Annotated in this window: 13 protein-coding genes; 10 read left to right on the top strand and 3 right to left on the bottom strand. The window is 64.7% G+C overall.

Translation table 11 applies throughout. The features are described from left to right. Nucleotides 1-4 precede the first annotated feature (4 nt). Complete coding sequence (locus ABIC51_RS32590) at nt 5-1,564, top strand: methyl-accepting chemotaxis protein (RefSeq protein ID WP_124545538.1); 1,560 nt, start codon at nt 5-7, stop codon at nt 1,562-1,564. Nucleotides 1,565-1,614: 50 nt separating this feature from the next. On the opposite strand, the gene ABIC51_RS32585 is transcribed toward ABIC51_RS32590, so the two are convergent. Beyond that, entirely contained in the window at nt 1,615-3,285 is a 1,671-nt protein-coding gene (locus tag ABIC51_RS32585; protein WP_060371801.1) for an ATP-binding domain-containing protein, read from the bottom strand. A gap of 126 nt (nt 3,286-3,411) precedes the next feature. Beyond that, complete coding sequence (locus tag ABIC51_RS32580) at nt 3,412-4,266, bottom strand: helix-turn-helix domain-containing protein (RefSeq protein WP_006485970.1); 855 nt, start codon at nt 4,264-4,266, stop codon at nt 3,412-3,414. Nucleotides 4,267-4,490: 224 nt separating this feature from the next. Here ABIC51_RS32580 and ABIC51_RS32575 point away from each other — a divergent pair, with 224 nt between their 5' ends. Continuing rightward, a complete protein-coding gene (locus tag ABIC51_RS32575) occupies nt 4,491-5,825 on the top strand; it encodes an NAD(P)/FAD-dependent oxidoreductase (RefSeq protein ID WP_146253883.1) in 1,335 nt (444 codons plus the stop codon). An 82-nt stretch (nt 5,826-5,907) separates the two neighbouring features. Further along, nucleotides 5,908-7,002: a potassium channel family protein gene (locus ABIC51_RS32570; protein WP_027789331.1), complete on the top strand. Its 1,095-nt coding sequence runs from the start codon at nt 5,908-5,910 to the stop codon at nt 7,000-7,002. 125 nt (nt 7,003-7,127) lie between these two features. On the opposite strand, the gene ABIC51_RS32565 is transcribed toward ABIC51_RS32570, so the two are convergent. Continuing rightward, a complete protein-coding gene (locus ABIC51_RS32565; RefSeq protein WP_175897570.1) occupies nt 7,128-8,057 on the bottom strand; it encodes a LysR family transcriptional regulator in 930 nt (309 codons plus the stop codon). Nucleotides 8,058-8,369: 312 nt separating this feature from the next. Here ABIC51_RS32565 and mdlC point away from each other — a divergent pair, with 312 nt between their 5' ends. The 7 genes from mdlC (at nt 8,370) to ABIC51_RS32530 (ending at nt 17,887) form a co-directional block, all read left to right on the top strand. Next, entirely contained in the window at nt 8,370-9,959 is a 1,590-nt protein-coding gene (mdlC, locus tag ABIC51_RS32560; protein ID WP_175897569.1) for a benzoylformate decarboxylase, read from the top strand. A gap of 55 nt (nt 9,960-10,014) precedes the next feature. Beyond that, nucleotides 10,015-11,466, top strand: a complete 1,452-nt coding sequence (locus ABIC51_RS32555; protein WP_091919153.1) for an aldehyde dehydrogenase — start codon at nt 10,015-10,017, stop codon at nt 11,464-11,466. A 263-nt stretch (nt 11,467-11,729) separates the two neighbouring features. Next, entirely contained in the window at nt 11,730-13,076 is a 1,347-nt protein-coding gene (locus ABIC51_RS32550) for an MFS transporter (RefSeq protein ID WP_354006823.1), read from the top strand. 120 nt (nt 13,077-13,196) lie between these two features. After that, nucleotides 13,197-14,369 (top strand): 4-hydroxybenzoate 3-monooxygenase, encoded by a 1,173-nt coding sequence (locus ABIC51_RS32545; protein WP_119336869.1) that lies wholly within the window; start codon nt 13,197-13,199, stop codon nt 14,367-14,369. 124 nt (nt 14,370-14,493) lie between these two features. After that, nucleotides 14,494-15,639 carry an alpha-hydroxy-acid oxidizing protein gene (locus ABIC51_RS32540; protein ID WP_175897568.1) on the top strand — a complete coding sequence of 382 codons (1,146 nt, stop codon included), beginning with the start codon at nt 14,494-14,496 and terminating at the stop codon, nt 15,637-15,639. A gap of 83 nt (nt 15,640-15,722) precedes the next feature. Further along, nucleotides 15,723-16,682, top strand: coding sequence for an AraC-like ligand-binding domain-containing protein (locus tag ABIC51_RS32535; RefSeq protein WP_175897567.1), 960 nt, complete (start codon nt 15,723-15,725; stop codon nt 16,680-16,682). A 152-nt stretch (nt 16,683-16,834) separates the two neighbouring features. Continuing rightward, nucleotides 16,835-17,887: a carbon-nitrogen hydrolase family protein gene (locus ABIC51_RS32530; RefSeq protein WP_049096296.1), complete on the top strand. Its 1,053-nt coding sequence runs from the start codon at nt 16,835-16,837 to the stop codon at nt 17,885-17,887. Nucleotides 17,888-17,986 lie beyond the last annotated feature (99 nt).

The following is a 17,986-nucleotide window of genomic DNA, read 5'->3' as shown; positions in this document are numbered from 1 at the left end:
CGTCATGAACCTGAACGCCCTGTTTTCCCGTTTCTCGATCCGCACGCGGATCTTCTCCACGCTCGGCCTTGTCGCCGTGCTGCTCGTCGTGTCGGGGCTGATCGGCCTCGCCGGCATGCAGAGCTCGAACCGCGCGCTCGACGAGGCCTATACGCAGCAGCTGGCGGCGAAGACCGCGCTGTCGACGGCCAGTCTCAACCTGACGATCGTGCGCACGACGCTCGACCGCGCGCTGCTGCACCCGGAAGCGCCGGACGTGCCCGATCTCGTCAAGAAGGCCGAGAGTTATCTCGCGAAGGCCGACACCGCGTGGCGCGCCTACGCGTCGATGCCGCACGACGGCGACGAAGGCCCGCTCGCGAGCCGCCTCGATGCCGCGCGCCAGGCGCTGATCGGGCAGGCGCTGAGGCCGATGATCGACGCGGTCCGCGACGGCCGCCGCGACGAGGCCGACCGGCTGCTGATGTCGGTCGCGCCGCCGCTGTCGGTTGCGCTCACGCAGGCGACCGATGCGCTCGATGCGTACCAGGGCGCACGCGGCAAGGAGGTGTACGACACCGCGCAGACCTACTACGGCTGGATGCGTGCGGGCGCGATCGCGGGTATCGCGTTCGGCCTGGCCGCGTGCCTCGGCTGCGCGATCGGCCTGCATTACGCGATCACGCAGCCGGTGAACCGCCTGCTGTCGCATTTCCGCCGCCTGTCGGAAGGCGACCTGACGTCGGAAGTGCGCTGGTCGTCGCGCGACGAGATGGCCGAACTGGTCAACGGCGTGACCGGCATGCAGCGCAGCCTCGCGGACACCGTGCGCCAGGTCAGCCAGGGTTCCGAGGCGATTTCGACGGCGACGCACCAGATCGCGGCCGGCAACACCGACCTGTCGCAGCGTACCGAGGAACAGGCGTCCGCATTGCAGGAGACGGCCGCGAGCATGGAGCAGCTCACCGCGACCGTGAAGCAGAACGCGGACAACGCGGTGGAGGCGCAGGCCTGCGCGGACACCGCGAGCGAGATCGCCACGCGCGGCGCGACCGTGGTCGGCGAGGTGATCGGCACGATGAACGAGATCGACCAGAGCTCGCAGAAGGTTGCCGACATCATCGGCACGATCGAGGGGATCGCGTTCCAGACCAACATCCTCGCGCTGAATGCGGCGGTCGAAGCCGCGCGTGCCGGCGAGCAGGGCCGCGGCTTCGCGGTGGTCGCGGGCGAGGTGCGCACGCTTGCGCAACGCTCGGCGTCGGCGGCGAAGGAAATCCGCACGCTGATCGGCGAATCGGTCGAGCGCGTCGCGAACGGCTCGCGGCTCGTCGGCGTGGCCGGTACGACGATGCAGGACATCCAGCAGGCGATCGGCCGCGTGACGGGCATCATGACGGAGATCGCGGCCGCGTCGAACGAGCAGCGCGACGGGATCGAGCAGGTGAACCGCGCGGTGTCGCAGATGGACCAGGTCTCGCAGCAGAACGCGGCGCTCGTCGAGCAGGCTGCGGCTGCAGCGGCTTCGCTGGAGGAACAGGCGGACGGGTTGCGGCGCGCGGTGGGGGCGTTCCGGGTGGCTTGAGCGACGGTGGGCGGCGACACGACGGGCGCTTGCCCGCCGTCGCCTGCCGATTACGTCACGGTCGCGAGTTGCGCGGCCGCACGCGACGACGCGACGATCAGCAGTTTCATCGTCGCGCGCGTCGCACCGACGAACAGCTTGCGCGCGGCACGCGCGTCGAGCGTGTCGAAGTCGACCTCGGTGAGGATCACGCACGGCGCCGACTGGCCCTTGAAGCGGTAGATCGAATCGAGCAGCACGTCGCCTTCGCGATATTCCGGGTTGCCGAACAGGTCGTACTTGCCGGTGAAGCTCTTGAGCCGGTGCGGGCCGAGCTGGTCGAGCGGCGCGAGCACCGAGCCTTCGCGGCCGCGATACGACAGCACCGCGATGTCCTGCTTGCGAAAGCCAAGCGACAGCGCGTGCGTGATCGCCCGCTTGGTCGCGTCGACGCAGGCTTCGGCCAACGCGTCTTGCGACGCACCTTCTTCCCCGTACGCCGACACCGACGGATCCGAACCGTCGAACGGGCTGCCCGAGCGCAGCTCGGCCGCGAGCGGCTCGACCCTGCCGACGATGTCGCGCACGAATTCGAGCAGGTCGCGCGGGCTCCGGTAGTTCGTGAGCGCCTTCAGCGTGACCCAGCCCGGCAGCGCGACGGGCTCGCGCATGTACAGGTTCTGCAGCGGATCTTCCAGCCACCACCATGCGCCGTCCGGCACCAGCAGGCGCTCCAGCGCGGCCGCCCACGGCGCATGGAAATCCTGCCCTTCGTCGACGACCAGCACGTCGAAGCGCCAGCGTTCGGAAATGGGCGTTTGCGCGAAGCGTGCCTCGAGCCGTTCGAATTCGCCGGGCACCTGGAAGTCCGGCGTATAACCGCCGTCGCGCGCGACCCAGTCGCACAGCTGGTGGTAATTCGCGATCTTCGCGCCGGGCGGCGCGATGCGCGTGATGTAGTCGGCGAGCGGCCGGTTGAAACACACATAGAGCACACGCTTGCCGGCCGCGACGGCATCGCGCATTGCCTGCACCGCGAGCTGCGTCTTGCCCGAGCCGGCCGTGCCGGTGACGCGCAGCCGGAACGGCGCGAATTCGAGCTGGCGTGCCCATGCGGCGAGCCCGCCCGACAGCCGCGTGACAAGCGTGCCGGCCTGCCCGACGAGCGCGCTCGTATCGGGCGTGAGCGCGAGCTCGTCCGCGAGGAAATGGTGGAGTTTCGGCGCGTTCGGAAAGTGCTCGTCGTCCTCGGGCAGGATTCGCAGGATCACCTGTGCGAGCTGCGCCTTGCGCGACGCATCGACGATGCGGTCGGCCGCGACGCCGGCGATCGACGCGTCGCGGATCGAGTAGTCGGGGCAGTACAGCAGCGCCTCGACACCATAGACACCCGCGCCGAGCGCGGCCGTCAGGCGCCGGTGCAGCGTTTCCTGCGTGCGCGCGAGCTGGATCGGGACGTTGCGTTCCTTCTGCAGATAGACCTTCACGAGCCCCTTCGGCGTTTCGCGCAGGAAGCCGGCTTTCTGCTCGATCAGCAGCACGCGGCCGGCCGGGCTCACGACGACGAACGCGGCCTCGCCGAACACCGAGAACGCCTGGTCGGCGCGCGTCCAGTGCACGCCGTGATACACGGTGTAGCCGTCGGGCAGCGCGTGTTCGAGGGCGGCGAGCGTTTCGCGCTCGCGTTCGGCCGCGCCGGTCGCGGCGAGGCTTTTCCAGTCGTCGGGGATGAGGCGGGCCATGGCGTCGGGCGGCGGATGTCGGCGTGGGCGTGAACGGGTGCGGCTATTGTACTGATCCACGACCCTGTTCACGACCGCTGTGCCGCGCGGACGATGGCCGTCCGGACGGGGAACGGCCCGCGGACGTTACCCGCGTGCGAGCCGTTTCGCGAGATCGGCGCTGAGGATCGCCATGCGCGCGGGTTTTTCGTAACAGACGACGTCGAACGCGCGGATCACTTCGCTGATGTCGGCCTCGCTCGCGCGGCCGGTGAGCAGGTCGCCCGTCAGCACGAAGATCGGCGCGCCCGGGTTGTCGGACGTGCGCACGGCCTTGATCGCGGTGGCGGCCGTGCTGTCGTCGAACAGCCATTCGGTCAGGACCGCGTCGAACGCCTGGCCCTGCAGCGCGTCGACGAACGGCGCGAGGCCGTCGAATGCGGCCGTCGCGAAACCCTGGCGTTCGAGATAGCGGCACAGCTCGGTCGCGCTGACGCGATCGGGGTCGATCACCGCGACGACGAGCTTGTCGCTCTCCGCGCGGCGCGGATAGATCTCGATCTTGTGCACGTCGTACGCGTTCTGGTACAGCACGCCGGTGTGGCGCAGCACGCGCCAGCGGCCGTTCTGTTCGTACGCGACGAATTCGGGGCGCGCGCCGGCCTCGAGCGGCGCGCCGATCCATGCGGTGCACGGAATCTCGGCGACGCCCGCATAAAGTACGGCCTCCTGCGAATAGGCGCCGACCATGCCGGGGTCGAGCGTTTGCGCGCCGAACAGCTGGGCGGCGGGTTCGCCGTACGCTTCGGCGACTTTCTTGATCTGCGCGAGCGTCCAGGGGCTGCTGCCGCGCAGCTTACGATGGCCTTGCGAAAAGCTCAGGTCGAGGATGCGGCATAGCTCGGTGGTCTGCTGGCGCTTGCCGATGCCGTTGCGGGTCATCAGCTCGCGCACGCGCTCGGCAACCGCGAGGGAATCCGTGGTGATTGCTTCAGTGGTCATGCTACGGGAACGGATCGTGACGTTCAGAACGACGCCTTGCGGCAGTCTCGACGGACAGTCTTCGTGACGTCCAGGGGCGAGCCGACCGGCCACGCGCGGAAAAGATAACTTTACCGCAAAATGGTCGTTATTCAGCGTCGTGAAAGGTGCGTTTGTGTGAAAGGTGTGTCACGACGTTACCACCGCCGCCCGTATCCGGATGCATTAACCCCTGACAGGAAACAATGACGACCACCTATCCGCTGCACGATGCCCTGACCCTGGGCGATACGCCATTCCCGGCCGACGCCGACGTCGTGATCGCCGGCGCCGGCATCATGGGCTGCGCAGCCGCGTATTACCTGGGTCTGCGCGGCCTGAAGGCCGTCGTGCTCGACAAGTCGCGTATCGCCGGGCAGCAGTCGACACGGGCGTGGGGCTTCGTGCGGCAGCAGGGCCGGGAAGCTGCCGAGGTGCCGCTGATGATGGCCGGCATGCGGATCTGGGAAACGTTAGAGGAAACCCTCGGTTTCGATCTCGAATGGCGGCAGGGCGGCTGTCTTTATATTGCGGACAACGAAACGGACTGGGCGTCGTTCAACGCGTGGCTCGCGGTCGCGCGCGAGCACGGACTCGACACGCGCACGCTGACGCGCGCGCAGATCGACGAGCGCGTCAGCGGCCTTTCGCCGCAGGCACGCACGCTCGGCGGGCTGTATACGGCGACCGACGGGCAGGCCGAGCCGCGCCGGGTGGCTGCCGCGTTCGCCGCGCGTGCCGTCGAGGCCGGCGCGCGCTTCTTCGAAGGCTGCGGCGTGACCGCGATCGAGACGGCCGGCGGCGCGGTGGTCGGCGTCGTGACCGAGCGCGGCACGATCCGCACGCGGCGCGTGATCTGCGCGGCGGGCGCGACCAGCTTCCGGCTGCTCGACGGCGTCGGCATCCGGCTGCCGCAGCAGGCCGTCCGCGGTACCTGCATGCGCACCAATGTGGTGCCGCCGGTGTCGGCGTCGACGGTGTGGGGGCACGGCCTCGGCATCCGGCAGCGCAAGAACGGCGCGATCAATCTCGCCGACGACATGCAGGTCGACGTCGACCTGACGCTCGGCCACCTGCGCGGGTTGAGCCTGTTCTGGCCGGAGTTCTGGTCGCAGCGCGACAAATTCCGGCTGCACGTGAACGGGGCTGCCTGGCGCGATGCGCTTGCGCGCATCAACGGTGCGACCGGGCCGATCGAGCCGCGCGATCCGCAGCCGCAGCCGAATCGCGCGCATGCGCCGCGTGCACTCGCGAAACTCAAGACGATCTTTCCCGCGCTGAAGGACGCGCAGATCGTCGAGGCCTGGGCGGGCCTGATCGACGTGCTGCCCGACGGCATTCCGGTGATCGACGCGCCGGGCACGCCGTCCGGGCTCGCGATTGCGACGGGGTTCTGCGGCCACGGTTTCGCGATGGGGCCGATCGTCGGGCGGCTGCTTGCCGAATGGATCGACACCGGCGCGCCGTCGCTCGACCTGTCGGCGTTTCGCGCGCAGCGCTTCGTCGACGGGTCGATGGTGCGGCCGCGCAGCATGTTGTAGCGGACGAATCGATGCGATGGCGTCGGCCGGTCGCGGCCGACCCATCGTAGAATCGAGCCCGCATCCTTCAGGAGATTCCCCGTTGGCATCGCCCTCCGCCCAGCGCCGCTCGTTGCGCTCACGCCTGCGCCGCGCGCGCAACCCGTGGCAGGCGCCGCGCGCGCGCACGCTGTTCACGCGTCGCGCGACGTCGCCGCGCCGCACACTGTTGTTCCGTCTCGGCGCGGTCGCGCTGCTGTGCACGCTCGCGTTCCTCGTGCTGTATCTCGATCGCGACGGATTGCGCGATTCGACCAAGAGCACGCCGATGACCGTCGCCGATCTCGTGTACTTCACGATGGTCACGGTCGCGACGGTCGGCTACGGCGACATCGTGCCCGTCACCGCACGGGCGCGTCTCATCGATGCGTTCTTCATCGTGCCGATCCGCATCGTCATCTGGTTCATTTTCCTGGGCACGGCCTATCAGTTCGTGATCCAGCGCGTCGTCGAGGAATTCCGCATGAAACGCCTGCAAAAGCAATTGTCCGATCACATCGTCGTATGCGGTTATGGCCTGTCGGGCTCGATCGCGGTGCGCGAATTGCTCGAGAGCGGCGTCGATCCGGCGACGGTCATCGTGATCGATTCGCAGCAGCAGGCGCTCGAGGCCGCGACGTCGCTCGGCGTGACCGGGCTGCTCGGCGATCCCGCGCACGAGGATCTGCTGCAGCAGGCGCAGGTGCGTTCGGCGAAGGCGGTGATCATTTCGGTGACCGACGATCCGACCGCGATCCTGCTGACGCTGTCGGTGCGCAGCATCGCGCCCGATACGAAGATCGTCGTCCGGATCCAGGAGAACCTGTACCAGCGGCAACTGCGGCAGGCGGGTGCCGACGTGATCGTGTCGTCGACGAAGATCGGCGCGCTGCTGCTCGCGGACGCCGTGCATAGCCGCTATATCGTGCCGTTCGTGAACGACATGCTGTCGACGCGCGGACGCGCGACGCTGCTGGAGCGCGAAGCGATGCCGCAAGAGGTCGGCTGCATGACGAACGTCGTGCCGGGTGCGATCGTCGTCGGGCTCGATCGGTGCGGGAAGATTTTTTCGTTCTACGAGGACCCGCCTTGCAGGATCGAGGCCGGGGACACGCTGGTTGTGATTCAGTCGGCGCGGATTCCGGATCCGGATGTTTGATGCTTGGTTGTTCTTGTAAAACCAATTAGTTCAATGATTTATGGCTGATTTCCATTGAACAAGGCCGGGTGTGCGTTGGGTCATGCCAAAACGCACGACTCGCGGGCACGCCCGATTCACGGCCATCAAGACAGGCTTTGCCCTTCCTTGCGCAAAGACCCCGTCAGGTGACGCAATTCGTCCAGCAGCTTGACGGCGGGCGCGGGTAGCGTGCCTCGCCGGCGCCGGAATGCCGTCAGGGTGCGTTGCGCATCCAGGCCTTCGATATCCAGGGCGTCGATGACGCCCGCTTTGCTTTCGGTGTCGTACATCGGTTCGGCCATCCACGAGACAAAGCCACATCGCGCTACGAGGCTTTTGAGCACGGTGACCGAACGGGTCTCGACCGCGATGGCCGGCATTGGCAGGCCGCGGGCCCTGAAGGTTTCCTGCATGTGGGCATAAGGTCCGGTTCCCTTGGGCGTGAGTGCCCACCGTTGTGTCAAGGTGTCGTCGAGTCGAAGGCCGCGCTTCGCCCGCAACGGATGATCGAGTGCCGCGACCACGAAACTCCTGTCGGTCCATGAACAATCGGAGATCGCAGCGACATCCTCGGTTTCGATTCCCGATGTGCAAAGCGCCAAATCGATTTCATAAGCGAGCAGGCCCTCGACGAGACGATCCCACACGCCTTCGATCACCTCGACGCGCAGATTGGGCCATTTCTCCAGCACACACGCGATGGCCATCGGCAAGACGAGGCTCGCTATGCTGCCCACCGCGCCGACCTTGATCACGCCTTTCGCCAGGCCGCGCATTGCGTCCAGTTCCTCGCGCGCCTGTTCGGCTTCCCTTTGCAGCGACATCGCATGCGGCATCAATGCTTCGCCCAGCGCGGTCAGCTGCATCCCTTTGGTGTGACGCTCGAAAAGCGCCCCCCCGACGGACTCCTCGAGCCGCTTGATCGATCTGCTCAGCGCCGGCTGGGTCATGTTCAGCATGGCCGCGGCTCGTCCCAGGCTACCTGCGGAGACGATCGTGGTGAATATCATCAACTGCTGCAGATTGAAACTCATCGTGTCGAACCAGATTGAAAGGGGGGAAAGGGGCGAACGAGATTCCGGGTCGCCCGGCGCTAGCTAGGTGTCTTCCCTGCAAGGGCTCGCGGTGCCCGCTCATTGCGACCACCGCCGAGCCCCCGATGACGGCGAACAGCCTTTTCCGACAAGGCATCCGGGCGGAATTGGCCGATCCGGCATTCCGATAGACGCATGCCAAAATGTAATGACTTTGAGCTTTTTTGGCAATTTTCAAACAAGGTGCCGAATCCCATACTGCGGCTCATCCCATCACCGCCAGCCTGAGTGGCGAACCGCAGAGGATTCGAGATGCAACGAAATACAAGTGGGCAGCCGACCGTTCGCGATGCCGTCGTGGACTTGATGCGGCGCCTCGAATTGACGTCCGTGTTTGCCAATCCCGGCTCGACCGAGCTACCGATGTTCCGCGACTTCCCGGAGGACTTCCGGTACGTGCTCGGATTGCAGGAAGCAGTGGTGGTCGGTATGGCGGACGGGTATGCCCAAGCCACCGGCAATGCCGCGCTGGTCAACCTGCATTCGGCAGCCGGTGTCGGCAACGCGATGGGCAACGTCTTCACGGCTTTCAAGAACCGGACGCCCCTGATCATCACGGCCGGCCAGCAGGCCCGTTCGATTCTGCCGTTCGATCCGTTTCTGTCGGCATCGCAAGCCACCGAGCTGCCGCGGCCCTATGTGAAATGGAGCATTGAACCGGCTCGTGCCGCGGATGTTCCGCTGGCCCTCGCCCGTGCTTACCACGTGGCGATGCAGGAGCCGCGTGGTCCGGTGTTCGTGTCCGTTCCGGTCGACGACTGGGATCAGCCGGCCGACTTCGTCGAGGCGACCCGGATCAGCACCCGGTTCCGCCCCGATCCGGTACGGATCGCGGAGATCGGCGACGCGCTGGACGACTGCGAACGGCCGGCCCTCGTCGTCGGCGCGGAACTCGATCGTGCCGATGCGTGGAGCGAGGCCATCCAGCTGGCCGAGCGCCACAACGCGCGGGTTTATGTTGCGCCGATGTCGTCACGCTGCAGCTTCCCGGAAGATCATCGACTTTTCGCCGGCTTCCTGCCGGCGATGCGCGAAAAAATCGTTCGGATGCTGAACGGGCATGACCTGATCTTCGTCGTCGGGGCGCCGGCTTTTGCGTATCACGTCGAAGGCAGTGGCCCGCATGTGCCCGATGGCGCGGCGTTGTACCAGCTCATCGACGATCCGGCTACCGCTGCCTGGACCCCGGTCGGCACGTCGGTGGTGGCGAACATTCGCCTGGGGCTGGTGGACCTGCTCGCCCGGCCGGCACCGCGAGGCCGGCCCCTGCCGGCGCCGCGCGAGGCGGTCGAGCGAGCCGAGCCCACGGCAGTGATGTCGGTCGCTTACGCGTTGCAGACGCTGTCCGAAGTCCGCAACGCAGCCGATATCGTGGTCGAGGAGGCGCCCAGTTCGCGCCCCGTCATGCAACGTTATCTCCCGTTCACGCGCAGTCAGACGTTCTACACGATGGCAAGCGGCGGTCTGGGCTACGGCATGCCCGCCGCGGTGGGCGTCGCTTTGGCCAGACCCGGCAGCCGCGTGATCGGCCTCATCGGCGACGGCTCGGCGATGTATTCGCCGCAAGCGATCTATAGCGCGGTCCAGCTCGATCTTCCGATCACATTCGTGATCCTGAATAACTCGCGCTACGCCGCCTTGCAGGAATTCGCGCCCGTGTTCGGCTTCGCCGCGTCGGATCCGGTACAGGGCACCGACCTGCCAGGGCTGGATTTCGTTTCCCTGGCCAACAGCATGGGGTGCGAAGGCATTCGAGTGAGCGACGCGCTGTCGCTGAAGCCCGCGCTGGAAGACGCGTTGTCTTCGGGAAAAACACGCGTCGTCGAAATTGTCGTGGCCTGACCGCGAGTCGGTGATTCGGCAGGCCGGTTTTTCAAGAATATTCCAGGAGACGGTAATGAATCAGGTAACGATGTTGATCAACGGCGAGCGTGCGATGGCTCGCGACGGCGCGACATTCGAGCGCCGTAATCCGCTCGATGACACGGTTGCCTCTACGGCGCCGGCCGCGACTGTCGCCGATGCACAAGCGGCGGTGCATGCGGCGGCCGCCGCGTTTCCCGCATGGTCGGCGATGGGCCCCGGCGAGCGACGCGCTCTACTGAATCGGGCCGCGGATGCGCTCGAAGAAAAAGGCGACGCTTTCGCGCTGGCAATGGCAACCGAAACGGGCGCGTCCCGCCTGTGGGCGGATTTCAACGTCAAGCTTGCGGCCGACGGGTTGCGCGAAGCGGCTGCGATGATCACGCAGATCTCCGGCGAGGTGATTCCGTCGGACGTGCCGGGCAGTCTTGCGCTCGGCGTGAGGCAGGCCGCCGGCGTCGTGCTCGGGATCGCACCGTGGAACGCGCCCGTCATCCTCGGCGTGCGTGCCATCGCGTTGCCGCTGGCGTGCGGCAATACCGTCGTGCTCAAAGGTTCCGAAACCTGCCCCGCGACCCACGGCCTCATCATCGAAGCGTTACAGGACGCCGGACTGCCACGCGGCGTCGTGAACTTCGTCACGAACGCGCCGGCGAATGCGGGCGACATCGTCGAAGCGATCATTGCCGAACCGGCGGTCAGGCGGGTGAACTTCACGGGTTCGACGCGCGTCGGCCGCATCGTCGCGACCCAGTGCGCGAAATATCTGAAGCCTTCGGTACTCGAACTCGGCGGAAAGGCGCCGTTCCTGGTGCTTCACGATGCCGATATCGAAGCGGCGGTTCAAGGCGCGGCATTCGGGGCGTTCGCCAATTCCGGCCAGATCTGCATGTCGACCGAACGCATCGTCGTCGACACGAAGATCGCCGATGAATTCGTCGCGCGACTGGCGGAAAAGGCACGGAGCCTGCCGCTTGGCGATCCGAGAAAGGGGCCGACCGTGCTCGGCTCCGTCGTGGACATGGCGACGGTCAGGAGATGCAACGACCTGATCGACGACGCGCTGGCGAAAGGTGCGACCCTGGTATGCGGAGGGAAATCCGAGACCACGCTCATGCCGGCCACGTTGCTCGATCACGTGACGGCGGACATGCATATCTACCGGGAGGAGTCGTTCGGGCCCGTCAAGGCGATCGTTCGCGTCAATGGCGACGAAGAGGCCATCGCCTGTGCCAACGACAACGAATATGGCCTGTCGGCGGCAGTCTTCAGCCGTGACGTCGCGCGGGCGTTGACGGTCGCGAAGCGTATCGAGTCCGGGCTTTGCCACGTCAATGGCCCGACGGTTCACGACGAGGCCCAAATGCCGTTTGGCGGGATGAAGTCCAGTGGTTTCGGGCATTTCGGCGGCAAGGCCGGGATCGCGGAATTTACGGATTTGCGCTGGATCACCGTGCAAACGACGCCTCGTCACTATCCGTTCTGATCGTTGCCGCGGTCATGGCACGTGTTTCTCACCATGGACGCGATGGGCTTCCGGATGGTGGGCACGAACACAATAACAACCCGATATCGTTGAGACGCCTTCGCTCCTGAAACGACGAGCGACCGGCTTAAGGAGACTGCAATGCCCGTCATCAATTTCGAGTCGTCGCTCGATCGCGCCCGGTTGGAGTCCGACCGTCGCGTCGGAAAACGAATTACGCAGGACTGCGATTCAGACTTCGCCGGTCTGTCCGGGAGAGCGAAATGAACGATCGTAATCCGCCTCTGCTGACCGTAGACATCGGCCGTGCCCTCGATGACGGACCGTTCTCGGCGTTCCAGCGAACGGTCGTCCTGCTCGCCGCGCTTGCGATCGTGATGGATGGCTTCGATGGGCAGCTCATCGGGTTCGCCATTCCCAGCTTGATCAAGGAATGGGGCATCACGCGCAACGCATTTGCGCCCGCCGTTGCGGCCGGCCTCGTCGGCATGGGTATAGGGAGCGCGTTCGCCGGGCTGTTCGCGGACAGGTTCGGTCGGCGCTGGGCAATCATCGGCAGCGTGCTGGTATTCGGCTTGGCGACGAGTTCGATTGCGCTGTCGCCGGACGTGATGACCATTGCCATCCTGCGCTTCTTCGCGGGACTGGGTATCGGCGGCGCACTGCCGAGCGCGACGACCATGACGGCGGAATTTACGCCGGCTCGCCGGCGGACGCTCGCGGTGACCGCAACCATCGTTTGCGTACCGCTGGGGGGCATGCTTGCGGGGCTATTCGCGAGTGTCGTGCTTCCGCATTACGGCTGGCGCGGGCTCTTTCTGATTGGCGGCACGCTTCCCGTCGCACTGGCGCTCCTGCTGTATTTCGTCATGCCGGAATCGCCACGTTATCTTGTGCGTCATCAGGAACGCTGGAATGAACTGCGTCACCTGCTGTCCCGCATGTCCCGCTCGATTCAGCCGCACGCCGTATTCGCCGATCAGAAGGAGCAGAAAGCGGGGCAGCGCCCAGGCTTTCGCGCGTTGTTCGCGGACCATCAAGGCCGCGACACGCTCGCAATCTGGGTCGCTTTCTTCATGAACCTCGTCGCGGTCTACAGCGCATTCAGCTGGCTGCCGACGATGCTGGCAGGCGAGGGACTCAGCGCTTCGGTGGCGGGTTCAGGTCTTACCGCCTACAACCTCGGCGGCGTACTCGGCGCAATGGGCTGCGCAGTAGCGATCGGTCGGTTCGGGTCGCGCTGGCCTTTGCTCGTATGCTGCCTGATGGCGTCCGCGAGCGCGCTTTTCCTGCGCGGTCTCGACGTCTCTGCCCACACGACGTTGCTCGTGTTCGGAATCGGGTTGCACGGCCTCTTCGTGAACGCGGTTCAGTCGACGATGTATGCCCTTTGCGCGTACGTCTATCCCACCGAGATTCGCGCGACCGGGACCGCATCCGCGCTCGCGTTCGGGCGGCTCGGCGCGATTCTCAGCGCGTTCGCGGGGGCCTTCGTGATCACGCAGGGCGGAGCGTCTGCGTACCTGGGCATGCTGGGCGCCGCGATGGCGATGGTTTTTATCTGCATGATGATCGTGCGTCGTCATATTCCGCCCATCAAGGGCGCTTGAGATCAAGATCAGTGTCGAGGGCGACGTTTGTCACGTGCTCCGCGCAGGGCACGTAACGATGTCGCTCATGTTGAACCGAATGACGGAAAACGTCTGACAGTACCTTCAGTTGGAGATGGCATGCGCACTCAAGTAGGCATTATTGGCGCCGGTCCTGCCGGCCTCCTTCTTTCTCATCTTTTGCATCTGAAGGGTATCGAGTCTGTCGTGCTCGAAACCCGCCGACGCGAGCAGATCGAATCGACGATCAGGGCGGGTGTACTCGAGCAGGGGACGATGGACCTGCTTGAAGCGTCCGGTGTCGGTGAGCGTATGAAGGCAGAAGGAGCGTTGCATCACGGCTTTGAACTCGCCTTCGACGGAAAGCGGCGGCGCATCGACCTCAAGGCATTGACCGGGCGGGCCATCACCGTCTATGCGCAACACGAAGTCATCAAGGATCTGGTGGCGGCTCGGGTTGCTGCAGGCGGCTCTATCCTGTTTGATGTCGCGGATGTCTCGATTCACAACATCGACACGTCGGCCCCGTCGATACGGTTCGTGCATCAAGGGCAATCACATACGCTGGACTGTGATTTCGTGATCGGATGCGACGGTTCGCAAGGGGTGTCCCGTTCGGCGATTCCCGAGAGCGTTCGCCGCGATTTCGAGCGCGTCTATCCGTTCGGTTGGTTCGGCATTCTGGTCGAAGGTGCGCCGTCCGCAGACGAGCTGATCTATGCACGTCATGATCGCGGTTTTGCCTTGGTCAGTACCCGTTCGCCGACGGTTCAGCGCATGTATTTCCAGTGCGACCCGAAAGATTCGGTCGACAACTGGTCCGACGACCGGATCTGGGCCGAAATGCACGCGCGCGTCGACTCCGCCGATGGTCAGTGCGTTGTCGACGGGAAGATCTTTCAGAAGAATATCGTCGGCATGAGGAGCTTCGTCTCGACAACGATGCAGCACGGCCGACTGTTTCTTGCCGGCGACGCCGCTCATATCGTTCCTCCTACCGGAGCAAAAGGTCTCAACCTGGCAGTCTCCGACGTACGAATCCTGAGCAGTGGACTCGACGCGTATTACCGGACCGGCGATGAAGCGCAACTCGCTTCGTACAGCGAGCTTGCGCTGAAACGGATCTGGCGCGCCGAGCATTTCTCCTACTGGATGACCCGAATGATGCATCGTCTCGACGATGCCTCGCCGTTCGAACAGCAGTTGCAGGTTGCCGAGCTCGAGCATGTGACTACGTCCGAGACTGCGGCGAGGTCCATGGCGGAAAACTATGTTGGGAGCGTTGCCGTCTAGCTTTCGACTTTGCGTCGTTACTCGGTCGTCTTCCGCCTCGAATGATGGAGGAAGACGCGCGAAACCGGCGTGCAGCGCGTCTCGTGCTTTTCGCATCACGATTTACTCTGACAGTACCCCGATCATGACAACAGGATTTCCCGGCATTTTCTCCGTCAGCGACTATCGTGACGAAGCCAGACGGCGGTTGCCACGCATGGTGTTCGACTATCTGGAAGGCGCGGCGGACGACGAATCGGGATTGACGCATAACCGTTCGGCGTTCGACAGGTTGCAGTTGTTGCCGCGCCGGCTGTCGGATGTCAGCACGCGAGAGCAGTCGGTGCCGCTTTTCGGGCGGCTGATTCCATTACCGCTGGTGATCGCGCCGACGGGCCTCAATAGCGCGTTCTGGCCGAAGGGCGACCTCGCACTTGCGCGCGCAGCGGGCAAGGCCGGTATTCCGTTTGCGCTATCGACGGCTTCCAACATGTCCATCGAAGAGGTGGCAAAAGGGGCCGACGGAGACCTGTGGTTTCAACTGTACGTCGTTCATCGCAACCTCGCGAAGAGTCTGGTCAATCGTGCCCGTTCGGCTCGCTATTCGACCTTGATCCTCACCGTCGATGTCGCGGTGAACGGCTTTCGCCGACGCGATCTTCGCAATGGCTTTGCCATGCCGTTCAAGGCAAGTGCACGTGCGGCCGTCGACGGACTGTCGCACCCGCGCTGGCTTTGGTCCTATCTGATGAACGGCATGCCGGAGTTGAAGAATTTCGCCACGGACGATGCATCGGACACCGCCTCCCAGGCGGCGATTCTTCGCCGGCAGATGGATGCGAGCTTCAGTTGGGACGACCTGCGCCGTTTGCGGGACGAATGGCCGGGCAAACTCCTCGTCAAGGGCATCGTGACGGCCGACGATGCCGCGCGGTGCGTCGCGCTCGGCGCGGACGGCGTCATCGTTTCGAACCACGGCGGCAGGCAACTCGCCGACCTGCCCGCGACGGCCGACGTGCTGCCGGATATCGTCGAGCGCACCTCAGGCACGACGGTCATTCTCGACAGCGGCATCCGGACGGGGGCCGACGTCGTCAAGGCGGTCGCGCTGGGGGCCCACGCCGTGATGCTGGGGCGGGCCACCTTGTACGGGCTGGCTGCCAGAGGGGAAACCGGCGTGAGCGACGTCATCGACATGATCAAACGGGAAACTGACCGGACGCTCGCCCTCATCGGTTGTCGCTCGGTGGGCGAACTCGATCGCAGCTATGTTTCGAAGCGGCCGTCATAGGCAACTGCGCATTGACGGCGGATTCTGGATGCGCAATTGTTCGGGGTGACGCTCCCGCGTATTTGCCGCCGGAACCTTGTGCCATGAATCAAGTGACGACCACGGATCATTACCATCGCGACGACCGGCTTTTGGCATGGGCGGATCAGGTTCGGGCCAGTTGCGTCCCCATGGTTTTCAGGACCGAATCCGATCAGGGATTTCGTGGCGAGATTTCCAGCGTGAACACGGGCGGAGTGTGTGTGTCGCGGATCTCGGCGGTCGATCACGTCGCGGCTCACGACTGGGACGACGTGCGGCGCACGGCGGACGACTACCTGCTCGTGTCGATACAGATCGAGGGGCGAGGTGCACTCGAGCAGGATGCCCGCACCGCGTTCGTCGACCCTACCGACATGGTGCTGTTCGACTCGTCGCGCTATTTCGTCTGGCATTTTTCCGGACAGCACTACACGATCCGCTTTCCCCGCCAGGCGCTGGAGAAATTGGTGCCGTGCGGCCGGCAGCACACCGCGGTGCGCATTCCTGCGGCCACCGGGATACGTCGTATCGCCGCGGACCATATCGCGTCGCTGCACCGAGTGCTTTCGTCAGACGAAGGCGCGATGACCGCTTGCGAGAGGCTTGGCGATGTGTCCGCCAACCTGGTCGCGCTGGCGTTGGCGGATTATTTCAACACGGTGCCGCTGCCCAGATCCAACGTGAAAGAGATGCATTTGCTGCGGGCGCGCGCGTTGATCAAGGACAGGATTCACGACCCGGAACTGGGACCCGAACTGATCGCCGATGAACTGGGGGTTTCCAGCCGTTACCTCTATCGCCTGTTCGCCGAGGCCGGGGAGTCGATCGGCGAGACCATCTGTACGGCCAGACTCAACGGGTGCAGCGAGTGGCTTCAGCAACGCGCGTACGCTAACCGCTCGATTACCGATATCGCGATGGCTTGGGGTTTCAATAATGCATCGCATTTCAGTCGCACGTTTCGACGTCACTTTGGCGTGTCTGCGCGCGACTACCGTGCGAAGCATCGCGACGTTAGTTGAATCGCCCCTGAGCGGGCTGCGCGGTAATCCCGCCGGCTGGCAGCATAAGTAAAAATCCTGTTCTGTCAGAGTCAAGCGTCCGCCATATTGTCCCCGGACACTTCCTCTACAACGTTGCGGGCGTCCCGTCCCGCGAGTCGTGGAGGAGTATCTTGGCTCTCAACCATCCCCAATATAAGGCGGCTGTCGTGCAGGCCGCCCCGGCGTTCCTTGATCTTCAAGCCGGAATCGAAAAGTCCATACGCCTGATTGAAGAGGCGGCGCAGGCCGGCGCCGCCCTGATCGCGTTCCCTGAAGTGTGGCTGCCGGGCTACCCGTTCTACATCTGGCTGGGTACACCGGCCTGGTATATGAGCAAAGGCTATGTTCAGCGATATTTCGACAACTCGCTGAGCTACGACAGTCCGGAAGCCGATGCACTGAGGGCCGCGGCCAGAAAAAACCGCATCACGGTGGTGATGGGACTCTCGGAGCGCAAGGGACATTCGTTATATATCTCCCAATGGATCATCGGCCCCGACGGAGAAACCCTCCTGCAACGACAGAAGCTCAAGCCTACCCATCTCGAGCGGACGGTCTTCGGTGACGGGGAGGGCAGTGGCCTGACCGTAATCGACAGTCCGTTGGGAAAGCTCGGCGGGCTTTGTTGTGCCGAACACGTGCAGCCTTTGACCAAGGCCGCAATGTATGCGCAAGGCGAACAGGTCCACGTTGCGGCCTGGCCGAGCTTCTCGCTCTATGAATTTGCCAGCGCATTGAGCCACCAGGTGAACAACGCGGTTTCGCGGACGTATGCCGTCGAAGGAGGTTGCTTCGTCCTCGCGCCTTCGACAGTCGTCACCGAGGAAATGGTCGAGAGCCTTTGCGACACCGAGGACAAACGTCAGCTGTTGCGGGCAGGCGGTGGCCACAGCGTCGGATACGGGCCCGACGGGGCGGAACTGTTCGACAAGATCGACGAAACCGCGGAAGGCCTGCTCTACGCCGATATCGACCTCGGCATGCAATCGCTTTCGAAGTGCGTTTTCGATCCCGTGGGGCATTACTCGCGGCCTGACGTTCTGCGGTTGCTGATCGACCGGCGACCGCGCCCCCCGGTCACCGAGATCCTCGATGGCCCCGCCGGGGAGACGGTCGCCGATGATCAAACATCGTCGGACAACGGTTGCTCGCCGGAGCTCGCGAGAAGTGGCGGAGATCGGTAGCGGCCTGTCGGGCTCGCCATGCGATTCCGTGGCGAGCCGGACGGAGGTTTTCGTGTCGCTGCCGTATTGGCTCGATACCGATTGAAGCGGGATGGTTTT

It is taken from the genome of Burkholderia sp. 572 (assembly GCF_040545135.1).
In the GTDB taxonomy this organism is placed as follows: Bacteria; Pseudomonadota; Gammaproteobacteria; order Burkholderiales; family Burkholderiaceae; genus Burkholderia; species Burkholderia cepacia.
The sequence above is the reverse complement of the archived record's forward strand: the minus strand, read 5'-3'. Positions and strand labels throughout refer to the sequence as shown.